The sequence below is a fragment of the Apilactobacillus nanyangensis genome (genome assembly GCF_016861915.1).
Classification (GTDB): Bacteria; Bacillota; Bacilli; order Lactobacillales; family Lactobacillaceae; genus Apilactobacillus; species Apilactobacillus nanyangensis.
Genome location: NZ_BOLX01000012.1, coordinates 24,593 through 45,059, shown reverse-complemented (window position 1 = coordinate 45,059; position 20,467 = coordinate 24,593). Strand labels below are relative to the sequence as shown.

The 20,467-nt window shown below is 37.6% G+C and carries 22 protein-coding genes; 8 read left to right on the top strand and 14 right to left on the bottom strand.

Annotated features, from left to right (window positions below):
- Nucleotides 1-154: 154 nt before the first annotated feature.
- From trxA to JUD45_RS05230, 4 genes are all read right to left on the bottom strand, one after another.
- A complete protein-coding gene (gene trxA / locus JUD45_RS05245) occupies nucleotides 155-475 on the bottom strand; it encodes a thioredoxin (RefSeq protein WP_054607852.1) in 321 nt (106 codons plus the stop codon).
- A gap of 4 nt (nucleotides 476-479) precedes the next feature.
- The gene (locus JUD45_RS05240; protein ID WP_034534155.1) at nucleotides 480-1,214 is read right to left on the bottom strand and encodes a TerC family protein; all 735 of its coding nucleotides are present in this window, start codon (nucleotides 1,212-1,214) and stop codon (nucleotides 480-482) included.
- Between the two features lie 80 nt (nucleotides 1,215-1,294).
- Nucleotides 1,295-1,972, bottom strand: a complete 678-nt coding sequence (locus JUD45_RS05235; protein WP_203619806.1) for a glycoside hydrolase family 73 protein — start codon at nucleotides 1,970-1,972, stop codon at nucleotides 1,295-1,297.
- Nucleotides 1,972-2,424 (bottom strand): MerR family transcriptional regulator, encoded by a 453-nt coding sequence (locus JUD45_RS05230; protein ID WP_225879382.1) that lies wholly within the window; start codon nucleotides 2,422-2,424, stop codon nucleotides 1,972-1,974. Before JUD45_RS05230 ends, JUD45_RS05235 begins: the two co-directional genes overlap by 1 nt.
- A 246-nt stretch (nucleotides 2,425-2,670) precedes the next feature.
- Here JUD45_RS05230 and JUD45_RS05225 point away from each other — a divergent pair, with 246 nt between their 5' ends.
- Entirely contained in the window at nucleotides 2,671-3,138 is a 468-nt protein-coding gene (locus JUD45_RS05225) for a C40 family peptidase (RefSeq protein WP_138726775.1), read from the top strand.
- A gap of 60 nt (nucleotides 3,139-3,198) precedes the next feature.
- On the opposite strand, the gene JUD45_RS05220 is transcribed toward JUD45_RS05225, so the two are convergent.
- Both JUD45_RS05220 and JUD45_RS05215 read right to left on the bottom strand, forming a co-directional pair.
- Entirely contained in the window at nucleotides 3,199-3,864 is a 666-nt protein-coding gene (locus JUD45_RS05220) for a histidine phosphatase family protein (protein WP_203619804.1), read from the bottom strand.
- A gap of 61 nt (nucleotides 3,865-3,925) precedes the next feature.
- Nucleotides 3,926-4,192, bottom strand: coding sequence for a hypothetical protein (locus JUD45_RS05215; protein ID WP_034530962.1), 267 nt, complete (start codon nucleotides 4,190-4,192; stop codon nucleotides 3,926-3,928).
- Between the two features lie 198 nt (nucleotides 4,193-4,390).
- On the opposite strand from JUD45_RS05215, the gene JUD45_RS05210 reads away from it, so the two are divergent.
- Together JUD45_RS05210 and JUD45_RS05205 are read left to right on the top strand one after the other, a co-directional pair.
- A complete protein-coding gene (locus JUD45_RS05210; protein WP_373301467.1) occupies nucleotides 4,391-6,505 on the top strand; it encodes an LTA synthase family protein in 2,115 nt (704 codons plus the stop codon).
- A gap of 108 nt (nucleotides 6,506-6,613) precedes the next feature.
- Nucleotides 6,614-7,375: a potassium channel family protein gene (locus tag JUD45_RS05205; RefSeq protein ID WP_138726772.1), complete on the top strand. Its 762-nt coding sequence runs from the start codon at nucleotides 6,614-6,616 to the stop codon at nucleotides 7,373-7,375.
- Between the two features lie 4 nt (nucleotides 7,376-7,379).
- Here JUD45_RS05205 and JUD45_RS05200 read toward each other — a convergent pair whose 3' ends face one another.
- Complete coding sequence (locus tag JUD45_RS05200; protein WP_187155649.1) at nucleotides 7,380-8,369, bottom strand: NAD(P)/FAD-dependent oxidoreductase; 990 nt, start codon at nucleotides 8,367-8,369, stop codon at nucleotides 7,380-7,382.
- A gap of 81 nt (nucleotides 8,370-8,450) precedes the next feature.
- On the opposite strand from JUD45_RS05200, the gene JUD45_RS05195 reads away from it, so the two are divergent.
- Nucleotides 8,451-9,230 carry an alpha/beta hydrolase gene (locus JUD45_RS05195; RefSeq protein WP_138726770.1) on the top strand — a complete coding sequence of 260 codons (780 nt, stop codon included), beginning with the start codon at nucleotides 8,451-8,453 and terminating at the stop codon, nucleotides 9,228-9,230.
- Between the two features lie 212 nt (nucleotides 9,231-9,442).
- Nucleotides 9,443-10,405 carry a nucleoside hydrolase gene (locus JUD45_RS05190; RefSeq protein ID WP_041152831.1) on the top strand — a complete coding sequence of 321 codons (963 nt, stop codon included), beginning with the start codon at nucleotides 9,443-9,445 and terminating at the stop codon, nucleotides 10,403-10,405.
- Nucleotides 10,406-10,445: 40 nt separating this feature from the next.
- On the opposite strand, the gene JUD45_RS05185 is transcribed toward JUD45_RS05190, so the two are convergent.
- Together JUD45_RS05185 and spx are read right to left on the bottom strand one after the other, a co-directional pair.
- Nucleotides 10,446-11,249: a Cof-type HAD-IIB family hydrolase gene (locus JUD45_RS05185; RefSeq protein ID WP_138726769.1), complete on the bottom strand. Its 804-nt coding sequence runs from the start codon at nucleotides 11,247-11,249 to the stop codon at nucleotides 10,446-10,448.
- A 63-nt stretch (nucleotides 11,250-11,312) separates the two neighbouring features.
- The gene (gene spx, locus JUD45_RS05180; RefSeq protein ID WP_034534086.1) at nucleotides 11,313-11,711 is read right to left on the bottom strand and encodes a transcriptional regulator Spx; all 399 of its coding nucleotides are present in this window, start codon (nucleotides 11,709-11,711) and stop codon (nucleotides 11,313-11,315) included.
- Nucleotides 11,712-11,956: 245 nt separating this feature from the next.
- Here spx and JUD45_RS05175 point away from each other — a divergent pair, with 245 nt between their 5' ends.
- The gene (locus JUD45_RS05175) at nucleotides 11,957-13,516 is read left to right on the top strand and encodes a bifunctional metallophosphatase/5'-nucleotidase (RefSeq protein ID WP_203619803.1); all 1,560 of its coding nucleotides are present in this window, start codon (nucleotides 11,957-11,959) and stop codon (nucleotides 13,514-13,516) included.
- A 57-nt stretch (nucleotides 13,517-13,573) separates the two neighbouring features.
- Here JUD45_RS05175 and rny read toward each other — a convergent pair whose 3' ends face one another.
- Entirely contained in the window at nucleotides 13,574-15,166 is a 1,593-nt protein-coding gene (gene rny / locus JUD45_RS05170) for a ribonuclease Y (protein ID WP_203619802.1), read from the bottom strand.
- A 172-nt stretch (nucleotides 15,167-15,338) separates the two neighbouring features.
- Nucleotides 15,339-16,292 (bottom strand): alpha/beta hydrolase, encoded by a 954-nt coding sequence (locus tag JUD45_RS05165; RefSeq protein ID WP_138726766.1) that lies wholly within the window; start codon nucleotides 16,290-16,292, stop codon nucleotides 15,339-15,341.
- A 116-nt stretch (nucleotides 16,293-16,408) separates the two neighbouring features.
- Between JUD45_RS05165 and JUD45_RS05160 the strand changes: the two genes are divergently transcribed.
- Complete coding sequence (locus JUD45_RS05160; protein WP_138726765.1) at nucleotides 16,409-16,840, top strand: helix-turn-helix domain-containing protein; 432 nt, start codon at nucleotides 16,409-16,411, stop codon at nucleotides 16,838-16,840.
- A 45-nt stretch (nucleotides 16,841-16,885) separates the two neighbouring features.
- On the opposite strand, the gene JUD45_RS05155 is transcribed toward JUD45_RS05160, so the two are convergent.
- Complete coding sequence (locus JUD45_RS05155) at nucleotides 16,886-18,214, bottom strand: ammonium transporter (protein WP_034530975.1); 1,329 nt, start codon at nucleotides 18,212-18,214, stop codon at nucleotides 16,886-16,888.
- A 211-nt stretch (nucleotides 18,215-18,425) separates the two neighbouring features.
- Here JUD45_RS05155 and JUD45_RS05150 point away from each other — a divergent pair, with 211 nt between their 5' ends.
- Nucleotides 18,426-19,268 carry an SAM-dependent methyltransferase gene (locus JUD45_RS05150; RefSeq protein ID WP_138726764.1) on the top strand — a complete coding sequence of 281 codons (843 nt, stop codon included), beginning with the start codon at nucleotides 18,426-18,428 and terminating at the stop codon, nucleotides 19,266-19,268.
- A gap of 221 nt (nucleotides 19,269-19,489) precedes the next feature.
- On the opposite strand, the gene JUD45_RS05145 is transcribed toward JUD45_RS05150, so the two are convergent.
- On the bottom strand, nucleotides 19,490-20,023 hold the full coding sequence (locus tag JUD45_RS05145) for a hypothetical protein (protein ID WP_034534105.1): 534 nt from the start codon (nucleotides 20,021-20,023) through the stop codon (nucleotides 19,490-19,492).
- 18 nt (nucleotides 20,024-20,041) lie between these two features.
- A complete protein-coding gene (locus tag JUD45_RS05140) occupies nucleotides 20,042-20,422 on the bottom strand; it encodes a hypothetical protein (RefSeq protein WP_138726763.1) in 381 nt (126 codons plus the stop codon).
- Nucleotides 20,423-20,467 lie beyond the last annotated feature (45 nt).

The window sequence follows — 20,467 nt, the reverse complement described above, 5'->3', positions numbered from 1 at the left end:
TCCAATGTATTTCATCGTAATTAACCTGATCGGTTCGCAGCAACCACCGACTTCCTGACACCCAGCTAATTCGTTACTTAGTTTGGAATAATTGTTTTTACTTTATTTGATTAAATTAAGATTAGCACTCCGGATTTAATCCGTCAACTAAAATTTACATTTCTTCTAGCTTACGGTTTAGATAATGTGCCATCTTTTCCTTTGGATATACTCCGGTTACCTTTTCAACCGCCTTACCGTTTTTGAATAAAACGATGCTTGGTAGTCCCATCACCTTGTATTGTTTTGCAACGTCTTCATTATTGTCGACGTTCATCTTACCAAAGTGAATGCGGTCACCGAATTCTTCTTCCATTGCTTCAAGCACGGGATCCATAATCTTACAAGGACCACACCATGGTGCCCAAAAATCAATGACAGTGATTTTGTTATCAGTTTCTTGTGCAAGGTTTTCCCTTGTAATTGTTGTAGCCATGATATTACCTCTTTGCTTTGCGAATAAAATGAATGATGAAAGTTACAATGAATGTAACTAATACGATTAAACCAAAGTGAAGTGGTTCAATTTCGATATCAATCATTGGAATTGAAAGAATTAACTTCAAAGCGATCACTGCGATTAAGAAGTATGCCATTGTCTTTAGCTCTGGGACCTTCTTCATCACTAACATGATAACTTCAGCAATTCCTCTCATACATAGAATTCCGATTAATCCACCTAGCAATACAATCACTGGATTATCAGAGATTGCTAGAGCAGCTAACACGGAATCAACGGAGAAGACAATATCCATAAATTCAATTTGCAATACTGTCATCCAAAAGCGTTTACGATTGGATTCGTTGGCAGATTGTTTGAACATGGATTTTTTCTGTTTGTCGGAATGGGCAAAGTGCGCATAGACTAAGTAGAAAAGATATAATCCACCAACAACCTTTAATTCCCAAATGTGAATTAGGAAAACCCCTAATCCAATAATGATAAATCTAAAGATATAAGAACCCCAAAGACCATAGAATAATGATTCTTCTTGTTCCTTCTTAGTTGGTAAAACTTGAGCCTGCGTGGCTAACACCACCGCATTATCAACTGACAGTAAACATTCGATTAATACTAGGGATAAAATAACAACCCATGCATCCTCCGAAAAGATTACGTTGTGCCAGTTATTCAAATCAAAAAACGGACCATATAATTTACTTAATAATGGTATCACCTAAAGTCTCCTCTACTATTTTTGTACTATTATATAAGATAAATTTTTGAAAATATAGTTAAAACTATCAAATATTATTATTTACTAATTTCGTTGTCATACTTAGACAAATTGTATTGTTTGATTAATGCAATTAAGTTCTTTGCATAGTTAGGATCGGTTGCGTAACCGTTCTTTTGAAGCATGTTAGCTTGTTGTTCGTAACTCATAACATTCTTTTGTTTGATGAAGTTAAGTGCTGTAACAGTACTGTGGTTTTCCACTGCATCGTAGACACTTGGGTACTTTCTAAACGTTGCCGGAATGGAAATCTTTTTCTTGTCTCCTTCACGGACGACTTTGACACCCTTACCAACCTTAGTGTCGTTACTTACATATTCATCTGTGTAGTATTGAATTGATTGACCCTTGTATGTTCCCTTAACACCAAAGATGTTGTAGGCCTTCTTGTATAGTTCTGATTGACCCCAGTTAGATTCTTGGATAGCTTGGGCAATTACAACACTAGGTAACACAACGTGTTGTTTATTCCAAACTTGAACAGCTGGTTTGGCAATGGTTTCCGCAAATTCATGACGCTTCTTTGCAGCTTCTGCTTGTGCTTCTTCAATGCGTTGTTGATCAGATTTTTGAATTTGGTTTTCCCTGATTGTGCTATGAATTTGTTTGGCAGCCTTGTATCCACCAAATAGTACAACCAAAACAACAACTAGCCAGACAATCTTCTTAGTTAAACTCATTTTCTTTTTTCTCATCATTTATCCTTCTTCTTTATATCGACAACACGATATTTTATTTCGTCATTCTCATCAACTGAGGCATATAATATGGAAGTTTTTTCTTCATTAAAGTAACCCAAATTGACAACTGGTTGACCATCGATTGTCTCAACATCTTCAAAGGCATTCATCATAAATCTTCTTAGATAGCGCATTTTAGCGATGTTTTCAGAAGCTGTATCGTTTGCAGCTGTAAGGGTGAATCCCTTATCTAAATAATGTTTGATTAATGTTACTTTATTTAAGTTCTCCATATTAAAAACGCGAGAGCTACTCTTATCGTCTCTAATTGAGGTAATGTAACCTTTTTGTTCCCAGTAGCGAAGTTGACGTGTTGACACGTCCATCATCTTGCTAACTTCCCCAATCTTAAAAATTAGACGATTAAGGTCAATTTTTTGGGGAAATAATTTCTTTAAGCCCGACATTTCAACGGTTCCTTTCGTGTAATCTACATAATAAATTTACCACAAATCAGGAACCCTTTCATCACTTTAATTGGGTACAGTAAATATTAAACACTAAAATTATAAAGATTACATTAAAATTGCAAAGTTTTAATTAATTTGAAATTACTTTGTTACATTCTTGAAATATTAATCCCTTATCATATGAAATATATTGAGATAGAGAAAAAACGAGAGAGATTTTTATAAGAGAGAGGATTTTGAGAGATGAAAAAGATTATTACTAAATTTGCTATAACCGCTGCCGCATTTACTTCACTACTATTTGCAGGTGCCGCTGCAAGTAACAACAACACTGCCCATGCTGATACTAACAGTCAATTTACTTCAGTATACCGTGTTGCTAAGTCAAAACTAGGTGACCGTTACGTTTATGGTTCAGAAGGTTCACGTACTTTTGATTGTTCTGGTTTTACAAAATACATATACAGCCATGGTCTAGGTGTTAACTTACCTAGAACTGCTCAACAACAATACCACTTCTCAAAGAAAGTGGCTAAGAAACACCTTAAAAAAGGTGATCTAGTATTCATCGGTTCTTCAAAGAAGAAGATTTACCATGTTGGTATGTACATCGGTGGAGGCAAGATGATTGATGCTCAAAACCGTGGAGTTGTCCGTGAAAGAATTCACGCCCCATGGTGGCACGTTGTTGGTTACGGTCGAGTAGCTTAATCCTATCTCTTAAAATCCAAAAAAGACGATTACAAAATGTAATCGTCTTTTTTATTGTCTTTATTGAATGTTATAGTCGACAACCTTGACTTGGTCATTGCTTACCTCTAACTTAGTAAGACTTCCGTTAGCTGGGCGTTCAGTCACATCGTATTTACCTTCACCGAAACGTTCAACTAAACTCAACACGGCATTCCCGTGACTAATTAGTAAGACGTTGTCACCATCATGAATGTTTTCATCGCTTCTGATTAGGTCCAATCCCTTATCCCAACGCGTCCAGTATTCTTCATTACTTTCGGCTTGGTGGAAAGGATCTGCTTCCTTTAAGAAGTCCTTGGCCTTACCAATTGAATACTTGGTAACGATATCTTTGAATGTTGGTAGTCCATGTGGGGCTCCAGCAACGTACCAGGTCTGATCCATGTCGTTTCCTTCATAATAACCATAGAATTCTTCTCTTAGGTAATTTGAAATGGTTGGTTGCTTAACTGAATCAGCATTGTTACCGTCTAAAATAATCTTGGCGGTATGCATAGCTCTGGTAGTATCACTGCAATAAGCTGCTGCAAAGTGAGTATCAGCTAGCTTTTTAGCAGTCTTTTGCGCACCTTCAATTCCTTTATCGGTCAAAGGTGAATTACTCCATCCTTGCAAACGATTGTAAATATTGAAGTATGTTTGTCCGTGACGAACAACGTATAGATTAAATGTGATAACATTCATCCCCTTTTTAAACTGGTAATAATAGAATATCACTAATAAAAAAAGTTAGACAATATTCTGCCTAACTTAATTCAGTATTATAGTATTTAGACGCAATCTTATGGTAGCGTAATTTATCTAGCGTCTTATAAATTATCATTTGTAGTTCGTGTAGTTTAATGATAGTGTAGGAACTCAATTGGACTAAGATTAATCTTTCAGTACGATTGATAATCTCTTGGTTACTAGTCAAAGCTAGCAAGTCACTATGGACCATCTCTGGCATGAATTCAATTATTTGTCCATCACTTAACTGAACATTTAATTTTTTAGTATTACCTTTTAGCAATGCCGTCATCCTCCTACTGATTTAACTTTATTTTACAACATTTGTATAAATTTGCAACTATATATGGTGATGACTAATTTTAATTTCGCCACATATTGTGGTGATGTCTTTATAACACGAAAAAAACATGCCTTTTTTTGTCCGGTCTGTTAATATTAAGTATGAATTATATCAAAGGAGCTCTTCATTTTGAAAGCGATAAATTATCTGCGCTCTAAAATGTCCACTAGGTTTGGATTCTTCATCCTACTAGTTGCTTTATTTTGGGCTAAAACTATATACGCATATTTCACTGATTTCCAATTAGGACTTGCAAATCCGTTTGAATACTTCATAGCATTCATCAATCCAATCGCAACTACAATGCTTTTGTTCGGACTTGCAATGTACATTAAATCAAGTCGATTATTTTACCCTATCATTCTACTAATTGATGGGTTAAACACTTTACTATTATATTTAAACGTTATTTATTACCGTGAATTTACCGACTTCATGACTGTAAGTACAATGACCGGTTACTCCAAGGTTAACCAAGGTCTTAGCGGATCATCACTTGCACTTACCATGCCTCATGATGTCTTCTACTGGTTAGATATCGTTTTAGTATTACTTCTACTATTATTTAGAGTAATTCGTATCGATAACAAGAAGTTCGGTGGTAAAAGTGCATTCGCCATCACTTCGGCTGCCGTGTTAATCTTCACCGCCAACCTATCATTTGGTGAAATGGCCAGACCACAACTTCTTACTAGAACTTTTGACCGTACATACATCGTTAAATACCTTGGTGTAGACTCATTTACAGTCTACGACGCCATTTCTACTCAACACACAAAGGACTTGCGTGCAATGGCTACCAAGTCAGAAATGAATGACGTGAGAAAGTTCATCAACAAGCATTACGCTGCCCCTGAAAGATCCATGTTTGGACTAGCCAAGGGTAAAAACGTAATCATCATTCACTTGGAAAGTTTCCAACAATTCCTAATCGATAAGAAGGTAAACGGCCAGGAAGTAACACCATTCTTGAATAGTCTCTACCATAGCAAGTCAACGATTGCCTTTTCTAACTTCTTCCACCAAGTGGGGCAAGGAAAGACATCTGATGCTGAAAACATGCTAGAAACTAGTACCTATGGATTGCCTCAAGGTTCAATGTTTACCCAATTTGGAAGCGATAACGTCTTCCAAGCAGCTCCTGCAATCTTGAAACAAGATAAGGGATACACATCTGCAGTATTCCACGGAAATGTCGCTAGTTTCTGGAACCGAAACAACGTTTACAAGAACATGGGTTATCAATACTTCTTCGACGAAAGTTATTACGATACTTCCGGTGACAAGGCATTGGGATACGGTTTGAAGGATAAACTATTATTCAGAGATTCCGTTAAGTACCTTGAAAGATTACAACAACCTTTCTACGCTAAGTACATCACAGTTACTAACCACTTCCCTTACTCAATCGATAACGAAGATAGTAACTTTAAGACTACTAACACAGGTGATACCAAGGTTGATAACTACTTCAAGACTGCTCATTACCTAGATCAAGCCATCCAAGAATTCTACGCATACCTACAAAAGGCTGGCTTGTTGAACAAGTCAATCATCATGTTATATGGTGACCATTATGGTATTTCTAACTCCGAAAACCTAAGCCTTGCTAGAGCATTAGGCAAGAACCCTAATGACTGGACTGACTTTGATAACGCACAACTACAACGTGTTCCATTGATGTTTAACATCCCTGGCATGAAACAAGGTTACATCGACAAGACCTACGGTGGTGAAATCGATGTCTTACCAACTCTACTTCATCTACTAGGTGTTAACACTAAGAAATACATTCAATTTGGAACAGACTTATTCTCTAAACAACACGATACTGTAGTTGCATTTAGAAACCGTGATTGGGTAAGTACTAAGTACACTTCAATCAGTGGTACTATCTACAACAACAAGACTGGTAAGGTCATTCACCCTACCCCTCATCAAAGAAAGGTCTTCAACAAGATGCAAGCTCGCGTTAACACCGAGTTATCATTCTCTGATGAATTAAACGAACAAAACTTACTTCGTTTCTACACCCCTAGCGGATTCACACCGGTAAATCCTAAGGATTACAATTACCAAGACGGTTTCCAAAAGGAACTTGGAGCCGAAACAGAATTGGGTAAGAAATCTACTAGTTTGTATGACAAACTTAAGAAGAAATCAACTCAATCCCTATACAAGACTGATGCACCGGAATTAAACCATAAAGGTGGATCATCTCGAATCTCCAAGAACAGTAACGCAGATAACTAAATAAAAACGACCAATTGAAAGATTGGTCGTTTTTTATTTGCTTTAAACTAACTTAAAGGTAAAATGATTATAATTGGATTAAGAGATAGAAAAAAGTGAGTTGAAATAATGAAACAATTTAAAAACAAAACCGTCGAACTAATTTATAGTCTGTTTATTATTTTCATCGCCGTTGCTTCCGTTGTAATGGTCGGTCTAGACTACTTCGGTGTTATCAACATCTATCATGGTATATTAGGGAATATCTACTATGGTATCTGGATTTTTTACATTATTGATTACATATCCGGCTTTCTTTTGGCCAAGAACCACAAACAATTCTTATTAGAAACATCGTTGGATTTGATTTCATTAATCCCGGCCCATCCGATTTTCGTCGTATTTCGTTTATACCGTGTGATTAGAATTGTCCGTCACTACAACCTATTCTGGAAGTTTGGTTGGGACGGAAAAGTGACCGGTGGAATTCACCGTTTCATTTACGACACTGGTTTTATCTACCTATTCTCAATCAGTATCGTGATTCTAATCTTCAGTGCTTTGATTTACTCACACTTCGAACAACACGATTTATCCACCTCATTATGGTGGGCAATCACGACTGCCACTACCGTTGGTTACGGTGATATTTCACCGCAAACCGCAGGTGGTAAGCTAATCGCCGCCTTCCTAATGTTCGGTGGAATTGGTTTTATTGGTTTGTTGACCTCTACGATTACCGACTTCTTCACCCATGGTGATAAGGATGCGACAGACGATAAAATCGATAACTTAACGAAACAAATCGAAGTTTTGACTAGAGAGGTGCAAAGTTTACAAAAAACGATCAAAAAAAATAGCACCCCCTCAAAGGATGCTAAGAAAAAATAATTTTTTATGATAATTGAGTACTGTGAATAGGTGCGCGGTTGCCTGGGTATAGGTCGTTCATAATCGCATTGATTGTGATTGGAACTTCTCCAAATCCAGTAGCGATGATGGTTTGTTTACCATCGTATTTCGCTTGATCACCGACTGCATAAATGTTTTTGATATTAGTTTGAAGACTGCCGTCCACTTTTGTGGCATGGTGGTCTTCTTCTATATCAACATTCCAGCCTTGCATGTCCTTATTATTAGAAATGAAACCGTAATTTACCAGAATCTTATCAACGTCAATATCGATAAACTCATCATCAGTTTTCATCTTCTTAGCGTGAACTCTAACTTGGTTATTGTCCACGTTTTCTAATGACTTAATCAAGTATGGTGTGACTAGTTTAACGCTTGATTGCTTCAATAAGTTCACAGTGTGTTCTAGTCCTCTAAATTCGTTTCGACGGTGTAGCAAGTAGACTTCATCGGCAATATCTTCTAGCATTAGTGCTTGATCAATTGCTGAATCACCACCACCAGCAACTAAAACTTTTTTATTTTTAAAAGCATCCAAGTCTGAAGCGGTGTATACTAGTTGTTGGTCTGAGATTGTTTCGACGCCATCTGCGCTTAGTTTACGTGGATTAAATGCCCCGTTACCAACGGCAATAATGATGGCTTTAGTTTTGGTAATTCCCTTATTTGTGGTAACCTTGAAAACGTCGTCGACTTTCTCAACATTGACTACTGTTTGATTCAACTTAATGTCACCATCCATGGTGGCAAGTTGTTTCTTTAAGTTAGCCACTAAATCACGACCTGAAATCGCAGGATAGGCTGGGATATCTAGAATCGTTTTTTCTGGATATAATGCATTTACTTGTCCCCCTAGTTCTGAAAGACTTTCGATGATTTGGAATTTGGCGGTACGTAGTCCGGCATAAAAACCGGCAAACATTCCAACGGGGCCTCCTCCAATTATCGTAATATCATAGATTTCATCTGACATTTTATTTTAACTCCTTTTATTTTGGTGTTATTTAATATATTATGTATCTTATAATTATACTTTAGCAAAGGAAGAACAATTATGCACAGCAAACGCAGAAAAATTATCATTGGGATTGTTTTGATTATTGAAGCAATTGCCCTATTCATCACTACCTCATGGATTTTCAGAGGTCGTGTTCTAAATGATGTTAAGGTAGACAAGACTAGAACGGCTACTATCTTCATCCCTGGTTATGGTGGTAACGCCGTATCAACCGATGACTTCATTAATCAATTCAACGATCACGGCATTGCTAAGCGTGCTCTTCGTATTCATATTTCTAGCAAGGGTAAGGTTACTACCATGAAGAAATATGTCAAGAAGATTTCAGCTGACAACCCATTAGTTCAATTAATCTTTGAAGACAACACTCACCCAATCAAAGAAGCTAAACAAATGAAGAATGTGATGACTTACCTATACAAGACTTATCACATTAAATCAGTTAACTTCTTAGGTCACTCATCTGGTGGTCAAATCGCTTACGAATACATGGTTAGAAATCCTAAGCAAAAGGATGCTCCTAAGATTAACAAGTTCGTAAGTATCGCCAACGACTATCCTGCTGGTGATAAACGTGCTAAGAACTTACCACGTAACCTAAAGATTTTTAACATCGCAGGAGAAATTTACAACGTTGGTACCGATGGTGAAGAAGCCGTTGATATCGTTAAACCAATGGGTAAACTTGTTAAGCCTTACGTTAAGAGCTACACATTCTACCTATACCGTGGAGATCCAATTTCTGCTGAACATTCAATGTTACATGAAAACCCAACATTGGATAAGACAATTGCTGAATTCCTATTTAGAAACTAGCAAAAAAATCCCAACTTCGTTTAGAGGTTGGGATTTTTTATTAACAAATTTATCATTTTCGTTAAATTTGTTCGTATTTATATGTCATTTCCTTAAAAACTTCTTAGTATCCCCTTTTATTTTGGACGGAAAGCCCATATAATTAAAGTTAATGAAAAATGTTCATGGGCATAGATCCGTGAGGGGAATTAATATTGGGAGGGTTTTTCATTATGGCAAAGCAAAAAATTATCTTAGACGTTGATACAGGTGTCGATGACGCAATGGCTATCGCCTACGCTGTCGCTGCCCCTAACGCCGATTTAGTAGGTGTTGTGAACTCATACGGAAACGTATTGGTAGAACAAGCCGCTAAGAACTCACTAGAAATTCTAGACCTATTAGGTGCTACTGACGTACCAGTATTTGAAGGTGAACCACATTCACTAGAAACTGACAGTTTTGAAGTAATGGAAGTTTCAGCTCACATTCATGGTGTTAACGGTGTTGGTGAAGTTGAATTACCAGCAAGTAGCCGCCAAGTGGAAGAACAATCAGGTGTCGACTTCATCATTGAAGCTGCTCACAAATACGGTAAGGATTTAACAATCATCCCTACTGGTCCACTTACCAACCTAGCCTTAGCATTACGTAAGGACCCATCAATTGCCGATTTAATCGGTAACGTTACTCTAATGGGTGGTGCTTTGACTGTTCCTGGTAACGTTTCTGATGCTGCCGAAGCAAACATCAACCAAGATGCTACTGCTGCAAACGAAGTATTCAGAAGCCCACTACACGATACTATGGTTGGTCTAGACGTTACATTAAGAACTCTTCTAACTAAAAAAGAAACTCAACAATGGCGTGACTTAGGCACTGTTGCAGGTGAAAAGTTCGCTGATATCGTTGACTACTACATCGATATTTACGCTGAAATGTACCCACACCTAGGTGGTTGTTCACTACACGACCCATTAGCCGTTGGTGTTGCTTGTGACCCTAGCTTCGTTCAAACATTGGACTTAGACCTATTGGTTCACACAGGTGAATTAAACTACGGACGTACTACCGGTGATACTGCTCACCTAGACGATCCAAACCCTACTGCTAGTGTTGCAATTCAAGTAGATGAAAAGCGTTACCTAAAGACATTTATGGAATACTTAAACTACTTATTCGCAAACAACAAGTAAACAAAAAGGACTTAAACTTCTCGTTTAAGTCCTTTTTTATTTAGTCTTTAAAGTATTTGTGTAGAAATACTGCCACCCCATCGTCATCGTGGCCGACGGTCACGTCTGTGGCGATTGCCTTGATTTCATCAGAGGCATTGCCCATGGCAACACCGACTTTGGCTGCTTCAATCATTTCGTAATCATTTTCCGCATCACCAAACGTCATCAGATTGGAAAAATCCATTCCTAAGTGGTTTAACAAGATATTTAAACCGTAAGACTTGCTCATGTTTAATGGCAAAAATTCCATGATTTTTGGCTGAGAACGGACAATTTTATAATGGTCAGTAATTTCTGCTGGGAAATTAGCGCGAGCATTATCCAATGTATCAATTTGTTCTGACATGATGGCCTTGCTGTATGGTTTGTCTTCTAATTCATTGAAATCCTTTGGGACAAATTCAAGTGGTGAATTCAAGACTTCCTTATAGGTAGATTTGACCAAATCAGTTAATTCGTAGACCTTTTCAAAATCTAGAATATCCAATGGTAAATCATTATTTAATGCATATTGGTGAATCAAAGAGAAATCAGCTAGGGTTAGTCCCTTTTGGTTTAACACCTTTTGATCATGATTTCTGATGACCATCCCACCGTTGAATGTAATGGTGTAATCATTTTCATCTGTCAAACCGAGTTGTTTTACATATGGCCAAACCGCATTAATCGGACGACCGGTACAAAGCACAACGGCAATTCCTTTTTTATGTAATTTTTGTAGTGTTGAAACATTTTCAGCACTAATTTCTTTGGCTGAATTCAATAGTGTGTTGTCTAAATCCAACGCAATCATTTTTATCATAATGTGACTCCTTTTGAGTGAATAAAAAACGACATTACAAAGTAATGCCGTCACTCTAAAATATTAAGCTTCCAACTGTGATTCTAATTCTTTTAGTTCAGTTTCACGAATGGAACGGGGTAAGAAACGACGAATTTCTTCCTCATTGTACCCAACTTCCAAACGTTTGTCATCAAACACAATAGGACGTTTGATAAGGTCTGGATACTTCACAACTAAATCTACCAAGTCTGATAGTGACAAACTATCAAAATCGATGTTTAGCTTTTTGAAAATTTTGGATCTTGTTGAAATGATGTCTTCACTCCCATTTTCAGTAAGACGTAAGATTTGTTTTACCTCGTCGGCATTCAATGGGTTTGAATTGATATTTCTTTCGCGGAAAGCAATATCGTGGCCCTTTAACCAGGCTCTGGCTTTACGACTGGATGCACTACTTGGTGCTACGTAAAGATTCAACATTTATATCACCCCTTAATCGCTTAATTTTTATAAAAACAATTATGGTTAGGTTAGTAGTACTTACTAAATGTAAATACAATTAACTGTAATTATCTTAACATACCTATAAGATAAATCAATTTAAATTTTTATTAAGAAAAGGTAAATGTTAATCAAATCTTAATTTTTCATTTTAAAAAAAGTGATAAAATATACACAACAAAAGAAACGGAAGAATCATAACAATTTAAGATGGGGGTGGCTCGATGAAAATAAATCTTTTAGAGACAAGTGATACGCACGGCTTTTTGTTCCCCACTAACTATGTGAACTTAAAGGACGATAAACCCTTTGGGGTGCTTCGTTGCGCTACAGCAATCAAAGATCTTAGAACCAAGCTGGATAACGTCGTAGCCATCGATAATGGAGATTTTTTACAAGGTTCAGCATTGGCATATTACATTGCTGAAATCAAAAAACAATCTGCACCAAAACAAATTAACGATGTGTTTAATGCCGTTGATTACGATTTTGGAGTATTAGGAAATCATGAGTTTAATTACGGATTATCATACCTACACAACACCATAAATGAGTGTAATCGCCATTTTCTTTGTGCCAACATTATTGATCAAGATGGAAAGCACCCTTTTGGTAACCCATACGAAATTAAAGATATTAGTGGTGTGAAGGTCGGTTTCTTAGGCCTAACCACTCAAGGGACCACTAAGTGGGAAAAAAGCTCCCATTTAGCTGGTTTAACCTTCCTTTCTGCCAAAGACACCGCTGCTAAATACATCCCTGAAATGAGCGAAAAAAGCGATTTAAACGTCATTATTTATCACGGTGGAATCGAACGTGATGAAGAAGGTGTCCCAACCGAAGTCTTAAATGGTGAAAATGAAACATACGATATTCTAGCCCACGTTGAGGGTGTCGATGCAATCATCACCGGTCACCAACACAGAAAGATTGCCGGTCATCTATTGGGGGTTCCAATCATTCAACCAGGTCATCGTGGCCAATACATCGGACACATCGAATTAGACGTCCAACAAGATGACAACGGTAAGTACTTTGTGCAATCAAGTGAAACTGAACTTATTCCAACCAAGAAGTACCCTGTTGATCATGAAATCGCCGATAAATTGGACAACATTCAAGAACAAATCAACAAGTGGCTAGATGAACCAATGGCACACATCGATGGCTCTATGGACTTTGATAATGCCTTTGAAGCTCGACTCAACAAGACCAGTTTCATTCAATTCATTCAAAACATTCAAATGCAAACTATGGGCGTCGACATCTCGGCAACCGCCCTATTCAATGATGAAGCTCACGGTTTTGAAAATCCGATTACAATGAGAAATATCATCACTAACTATGTCTACCCTAACAGTCTATCCGTACTAAAGATTACCGGTGCCGAACTAAAGGCAGCCATGGAGACTAGCGCGAAATACTTTGACTATCAAAATGGCAAGATTGGTGTAAATCACGATTACATCTTCCCTAAGTTAAAGCACTATAACTACGATATGTATGAAGGTGTCGACTACGTGATTAACGTCGCCAAACCAGTTGGTCACCGCATTGAAGATTTAACCTATCACGGTAAACCAATTGATGACGACGCCGAATTAAAAATTGTGTTAAACATCTATCGTGCTGTCGGTGGTGGAAACTACCAAATGTTTTCTCAAGACAAGATTATCAAGTCTGATGATCGTATGATGAGCCAATTAATCGCTGATTACTTAAGAGAACACAAGACCATCAAGGCCGAAAACAATCATAACTTCAAGGTCATCTATAGACCATAAAAAAAGAGTTCCAAAACAATTGGTTTTGGAACTCTTTTTTGTTTAACAATAATAGCATTAAGCTTCTTTAACTGTATTATGATTGCGTTTCTTGTTCTTACCAACGTATTGAACGGCTTTAAGTTCACGAATGGTAGTAACCTTAATCTTACCTGGATAAGTCAATTCATCTTGAATTTGATCCTTAACGTGTTTAGTCAATAACTTACTGTTATCATCATTTAACATTTCAGGATTTACAATAATTCTGATTTCACGTCCAGCTTGGATTGCATAGCTATCACGAACACCCTTGTGTTGGTTAGCAATATTTTCTAGGTTACGTAGACGACTGACGTATTCTTCAATTGATTCACTTCTAGCTCCTGGACGAGCACCAGAAATAGCGTCGGCAGTAGCAACTAGAATTGCGATTGGATCAGTTGGTTCGACGTCACCGTGGTGAGAAGCAATTGAGTTAACAACGACTTCGTTTTCACCAAAGGCCTCGGTTAGTTTTACCCCTAGTTCAACGTGGGTTCCACCAACTTCGTGGTCAATGGCTTTACCAATATCGTGAAGTAGTCCAGCACGTTTAGCTAATTGGGTGTTCAAACCTAATTCGGCAGCTAAGGCACCGGTCAATTGAGCTGTTTCAATTGAGTGGTATAAAACGTTTTGACCATAACTAGTTCTAAACTTCAACTTACCAATAATCTTCATCAAGTCAGGATGAATACGACCAACGTGTAATGAATGAACGACTGTTTCACCAGTTTCACGTAATGAAGCATTCACCTTTTGCGTAGTGGTATTAACCAAATACTCGATGTTGCTGTTGGTAAAGTGACGAGAAATAATTAAGCTTTCAATTGTAGTACGAGCAATTTCTCTTCTAATTGGATCATGAGTAACAATGTGAAGTAGTAATGGGTAATCTTCATCAAAGATTAAATCAGTTCCAGTTAGTGTTTGTAGTAGACGAACGTGTTGTTCATCCTTACCAATTAACTTGGATTTGATGTCGCTACTTGGCAAGGCGATATTTCTTTCAATGTGACTTCTAGGTTCATCCCTAGGGCCTCTTTGAATGGCTTCGATTACTAAGTCGTTAGCAATCTTGTTAGCGGCAACCTTACTTTCAGACAAGTTGTACTTCACTTCGATGTCTTTTTCACGACGAAGAGCGTTTTCGGTATGATTTAACACAGCATGACGAGCGTAGTTCTTATCAATGTGACTGATTGATTGAAGCGTCAATTCACGTTGTTGCCAAATATCTTCGGCTTGGTGCATGACGTCGTCGATATCATCTTGGACCTTAGCTTGTTCATCGCTGCGTTCATTTAAATCATTAGTATATTTAGTCAAACGGTTCTTCATTTGTTCCAAGTACTTTTCGTGTTGGTTCAAACGGTTTTCACGAGTGACATTCTCTTCTTTTTGAGATTCGATTTCATCATCGGCAATCTTTTGGTATTGCATGATGTCTTCTTTATCATCAGCAATGATTTGCTTGGCCTTGATAGCAGTCTCATCTGCAGTCTTTTGCAAATATTGAGCTGCTTTGCTCTTGGCGGCATCGACTTGACCTTTGATGCGCATATCACTAACCCAAAAACCTAATAAAGCACCAGCGATTAAAAATACTAATGCGGCTAGTTCAATCAAAAAGCGTCCTCCTTTCTGATTATTTTATTTATTTTTTAAACGATTATTAAACGTATTGTTTGATGGTGTTATTACACACTATCTATAATAACATTTAACCCCCTGTTTGATACACTGAAAGTTTTTAAAATTATGAAAAAGGCGCTAGATTAAACATCTAACGCCTTAGAATTTATTTAAAATATTTGTTCAAAAATCCCTTAATTGTATCAACATATAATTTTGGATTAGTTTGATAAGAAGCTGCGTGGGCCGCATTTTTCACTACAAGTAGTTGTTTTGGTCCCTTGCTTGCCTTGTATAATGGATAAACCATTCTAGTTGGCACAAACTTATCGTTGGCACCGTGAATGAATAACATTGGACGGTGGTTTTTCTTTACTTGATTCAATGATGAGGCTTCATACATACTGTATCCTGCTCTAACATGGGTAATTCCACTTAGGATTGGTACCAATGGCCAACGTGGGAATGCTGGCATGTGGTAAAGTTGGCCAGCTTCGTAGTTGATTTCATCAGATACACTGGTGTATCCACAATCTTCGATGAACGCCTTAACTTGATGCGGAACATCCTTTTGACCTGATACCATCATGGTAGTTGCCCCACCCATGCTGACACCAAACATAACGATTTGTGTCTTTGGTCCTTGGTACTTAATGACCTTTTTCATCCATTTAATGTAATCGAGTCGATCTGGCCAACCATAACCAACGTAGTTACCTTGACTTTGGCCCTGACCCCTATCATCGGGAGTCAACACGTTATATCCCATTTGATGGAAGATATAGGCATAAGGTGCCATCTTTTCTTTACTTCCCATGTATCCGTGGGCAATCACAACGGTCTTATTCGTCTTTTTATCAGCTGGAATGTAGTTTGCCACCAGCTTTAAATTGCCAGTCGCAGATTTTTGGGTCCAGTGAATTTTTTTGACATCGTAATACCATTTGGTACCCGGATATAATGGTGAAGTTTTCTTAATTTTATCGTTGCTTAAGAAGGTCTTGTGAGAAGGAACCACGGCAACATTGTAGAAGTACATCCCCGCTCCAACAAAACCAACCACCGTAAGAACGATAAACGTAATCACGGTCGCTAATAAGATTTTGGTTTTCTTTTTCAAGATAGTGCTCTCCATTTCAGTATTTAATAATTCGAGTATAGAGTTTCAATAAATAAAAAGCAACTACCCGCCAATTTGACGCATTTTCGGTTATAATATGCGTAGAGGTGTTGTAAATGTTTCCGATTCGATTAAGAGCCCTTAGAAAAGGGCAACATATCAGTATGAACCAACTTGCAAACAATCTAAACGAAAGATTTCCAGAAGATGAACACAAAAATACCCCATCACAAATTGGTAATTGGGAACGTGGGATTCGTTCACCTTCGTATGTTGAAATCAAAAAACTGGCATTGTACTTCAACGTCAGCATGGATTATTTGACAGGAAGAACTTCTGTTGAACATTTCAATCTAGGTAGCGTCTTGATGGAAAAAAATGAGCTAACCTTTGGTAACCATACTTTGGATCAAGAAGACAGATACCAAGTATATCAACTTATCAATGGGTACCTTCATGGCAAGGACCGCCAATACCTAGAAGATGGTGAACAACCAGAAGCATACCAAGAAGAACTTAATTTAAATTTTGATGATTATAAAATGTAAAAAAACTCCAGAATATTTTCTGGAGTTTTTTTGTATTTAATATTTTTAATCTTTTGGTAGATTTGGATTGTCTAAGTGGTTAATTTGCCCCTTAAACTCGTCAGCGTTAACTTCGATATCCTTGCTGTGATCCTTACCAGTTTCACCGTATGAAACCATGTAATCGGCAGCTTCACCGTGTTCTACGATATCTAGTCCGGCTCTTTCTTCTTCTTCAGTTACACGCATTGGCATTACTAGTTTTAGTAGTGAAATAATAATTGCACAAGCCACTGCAACGAAGATGATTGTTACTAAAGTAGCGATGATTTGAGTTAGGAATAACTTGAAACCACCACCGTAGAATAGACCGTTGTCTACAACTGAGCTGTTTACCGCCTTAGTGGCAAATAGACCAGTCATGATACTTCCGACCATTCCTGAAACACCGTGACAACCGAATGCATCAAGTGTGTCATCGGCACCTACTTTAGCCTTTAGCACGTTTACGTAGAAGTAACTTACTAGAGTAGCAACGATACCGATTGCAAATGCACCGGCGATAGTTACGAAACCAGCCGCTGGAGTGATACCGACAAGTCCACAAAGTGTACCAGTACAGATACCACCCAATTGTGGCTTACCTACAAAGTGCATGTCTAATAGCATCCATACCATCATTGAAGTTGCCGCAGCAACAGTTGATGTCATGGTAGCTTGCATTGCGACATTGTTGACACCTAGAGCTGATCCGGCGTTGAAACCATACCAACCAATCCAAAGAATGGTAGTACCTAGCAATACCCATGAAAGGTTGTAGTGCTTAGTTTCTTTACCGAAGTTTAGACGCTTACCTAGGTAAATTGATAATACCAACGCAGTAACCCCTGCATTAATATGTACGACAGTTCCACCAGCAAAGTCTAAAGTACCTAGCTTTGCTAAGAATCCAGTTGGTGACCATACCATGTGTACCATTGGGTAGTAAATGATAATTGACCATAGGATTACAAACCATAATAAGAATTTGAAACGAATACGACCAACAATCGCACCAACGAATAGCGCTGGAGTGATAACCGCAAACATCATTTCAAAGATTGAGTAAATGCTTACTGGAATCTTAGTTGGTGTTAGTGATGTAAGATCAATTCCATTCATAAATGGATGGGCTAGGTTTCCAATAAATCCACCTATATCACCTGAGAATGAAAGGCTGTAACCAAATACAACCCAAAGAATAACCGCTAAACCAGTCATAATGAATACTGACATGGTAGTGTTAACAACGTTTTTCTTTGAAACTAGGCCCCCATAGAAGAATGCTAGACCCGGTGTCATAAACAGAACTAAAATACTTGAAATAAAAACAAATCCAGTACTTGCTAAATCCATCAATATCTACCTTCATTTCCTTATAATGTTATATCATGTAACATATTATATCATTAAAATTAAATAAGTACAGGGCTAATTCCCTTTAATTTGAATTTAAATCCAAAATAATGGCATATTATGTTATATGATGTGACATAATACCCGCTTTTTTGCATTCATATCGGTTTTCCCATAAAATAATAATTAACCAACTCAAGGGAGTTAGACAATGGATAAAAAGAAACTACTCAAGAAAATGAAGAAAAATAAAAAAATCACCCATAAGCCTTCATACATTGAAAGAATGAAGAAGTACTATGACCTATTCAGTGATTTTTCTGACATTAAATATTTAATCAATAACGTTTTAGAAGCGGACCGCTTGTTGCAACAAAGCCAATTACCACAGGATTTGCCGGTGTTGTTATTGCCAGACGATATTCAAGATACCATTTTCGCCTACGTGAACGAAAAATACCCAATGGGTGATCCTAAGGGCGACGCCGTCTGGAATCAATTCGTCGACCAATTACCAAAACTAGATCAAGACCTACGTGAATTTCGTGACTATCTAGAAGGCCAATACGGTATGTGGGCATACATCTCCGCCCCATTTACCAATGACATTGCCAATTTCATAAATGGTAAAAAAACTTTGGAAGTAATGGCCGGAAATGGATACATCTCAAAGGGATTACGCGAGAATGGCGCCGATGTCATTTGTACCGACAACCTAGCATGGAAGAAGGAAAACGAAACCGGTAAACATCTGGTTACCGACGTCGAATCATTGGATGCAATCGATGCCTTCAATAAGTACAAAGACGACATTGACTACATCATCATGTGCTGGTCTCCCGATGGTGTCGATATCGACTGGAAGTTATTATCAACCATCCGTGAATCCGGTAAGAACATTCCACTAATCACCATTGGTGAAAAATACGGTGCCACCAATTCTAAACAATTCTGGGATAATGCTGAATTTATCGAAAACGATGACGTTAAGAACTTAAACCGTCACCACAAACCATTTGATTTAATCGAAGATCAACTATACTTGGTTAAATAAAAAAGAGCGTAACTTCAAATGAAGTTACGCTCTTTTTGGCATCTACTAAGTAGACGGATAAGTGGTGTTCACATCACCAACATATCAGACACGCGAATTACGTCCGCATAATGTGTCCCCTTCGAAAATATCGCTTAATCACATCTTGTGAATACAACCGTAGTTGCGCGATCTCCTCGACTCATCGCAACAAGTAGTATAACACATAAGAGTAATTTAGACTATTTTTTCTTGGTAGTCTTTTTAGTAGTTTTCTTCTTAGCAGCTGGCTTTTTCTTGTCTGTCTGTTCAGCAGCTTCTTGTTCAATCTTTTGGTTTTCTTCGATTGCAGCAAGTTGGTCATTTGCCCACGCACCTAATTTAGCGCTTAAATCAGCGTTGACCGCAAAGTCGTCTTGTGATGATAATTCATCAATACGCATCTTTGAACGGTTCACATCAGGTGACTCTACGAACATGTAGACGTTTAGCGGACAGTTAGTTTCGTCACTCATCATCTTTGAGATATTCTTGATGTATCTGTATGGTAAGTTCACGATGTTATTTTGTAGGTAAAAACTAATTTCTTCACCCTTTACTTGTAATAAAGCAGAGGCCAAACGACCACTGTTCACTTGTTCTTCCATGAATTCCATCAATGGTTGAAACGCCTTGGCAGTGTCCTTCTTCAAATCTGCTAAAGATACTTCAGCCGAGTAAGTTTCAAAACTTTCAGCAGTTACATCATCGATAAATTTTTGTGCATCCATTTCCATATTATTAAAACACCTATCTTATTTTTTTACGTTCTTTTTAACGATTCTTACGTAGTCGCTTTTAATTTGTTTTGCGGCGATTCGATACCACAATAAGTTCACAATAATTCCTAGCACCGCAAACACGACTGCTAGTACTGAAACGCCACTATGGCTTTGGGTCGCAAAGATGAATACGATTCTAATCATTGCTAAAGTATAGATACCCACGACGAATAATAGGAAGTGGTAAGCTAGACGCCACTTAAGTAAACCACCTATAATTAGAAGTAGATATAATACTGCAGCGACAATAATTGTCTTGATTAGATCTTGGGCATTTTCACCCATTAAAAAATCACATATAATAAACATTACTAGTGATAAGAGACTCCAAAGGCAGATAATCTTTTTATCCATAATGCCCTCCGGTTTAAAATTACTATTTACACCTTATCACAACTC

Excerpts from the sequence above, each read along its gene's own strand:
- trxA (WP_054607852.1), bottom strand. The coding sequence starts at position 475 with ATGGCTACAACAATTACAAGGGAAAACCTTGCACAAGAAACTGATAAC.
- JUD45_RS05235 (WP_203619806.1), bottom strand. The coding sequence starts at position 1,972 with ATGAGAAAAAAGAAAATGAGTTTAACTAAGAAGATTGTCTGGCTAGTT.
- JUD45_RS05230 (WP_225879382.1), bottom strand. The coding sequence starts at position 2,424 with ATGTCGGGCTTAAAGAAATTATTTCCCCAAAAAATTGACCTTAATCGT.
- JUD45_RS05225 (WP_138726775.1), top strand. The coding sequence starts at position 2,671 with ATGAAAAAGATTATTACTAAATTTGCTATAACCGCTGCCGCATTTACT.
- JUD45_RS05220 (WP_203619804.1), bottom strand. The coding sequence starts at position 3,864 with ATGAATGTTATCACATTTAATCTATACGTTGTTCGTCACGGACAAACA.
- JUD45_RS05205 (WP_138726772.1), top strand. The coding sequence starts at position 6,614 with ATGAAACAATTTAAAAACAAAACCGTCGAACTAATTTATAGTCTGTTT.
- JUD45_RS05200 (WP_187155649.1), bottom strand. The coding sequence starts at position 8,369 with ATGTCAGATGAAATCTATGATATTACGATAATTGGAGGAGGCCCCGTT.
- JUD45_RS05195 (WP_138726770.1), top strand. The coding sequence starts at position 8,451 with ATGCACAGCAAACGCAGAAAAATTATCATTGGGATTGTTTTGATTATT.
- JUD45_RS05190 (WP_041152831.1), top strand. The coding sequence starts at position 9,443 with ATGGCAAAGCAAAAAATTATCTTAGACGTTGATACAGGTGTCGATGAC.
- JUD45_RS05185 (WP_138726769.1), bottom strand. The coding sequence starts at position 11,249 with ATGATAAAAATGATTGCGTTGGATTTAGACAACACACTATTGAATTCA.
- spx (WP_034534086.1), bottom strand. The coding sequence starts at position 11,711 with ATGTTGAATCTTTACGTAGCACCAAGTAGTGCATCCAGTCGTAAAGCC.
- JUD45_RS05175 (WP_203619803.1), top strand. The coding sequence starts at position 11,957 with ATGAAAATAAATCTTTTAGAGACAAGTGATACGCACGGCTTTTTGTTC.
- JUD45_RS05160 (WP_138726765.1), top strand. The coding sequence starts at position 16,409 with ATGTTTCCGATTCGATTAAGAGCCCTTAGAAAAGGGCAACATATCAGT.
- JUD45_RS05155 (WP_034530975.1), bottom strand. The coding sequence starts at position 18,214 with ATGGATTTAGCAAGTACTGGATTTGTTTTTATTTCAAGTATTTTAGTT.
- JUD45_RS05150 (WP_138726764.1), top strand. The coding sequence starts at position 18,426 with ATGGATAAAAAGAAACTACTCAAGAAAATGAAGAAAAATAAAAAAATC.
- JUD45_RS05145 (WP_034534105.1), bottom strand. The coding sequence starts at position 20,023 with ATGGAAATGGATGCACAAAAATTTATCGATGATGTAACTGCTGAAAGT.
- JUD45_RS05140 (WP_138726763.1), bottom strand. The coding sequence starts at position 20,422 with ATGGATAAAAAGATTATCTGCCTTTGGAGTCTCTTATCACTAGTAATG.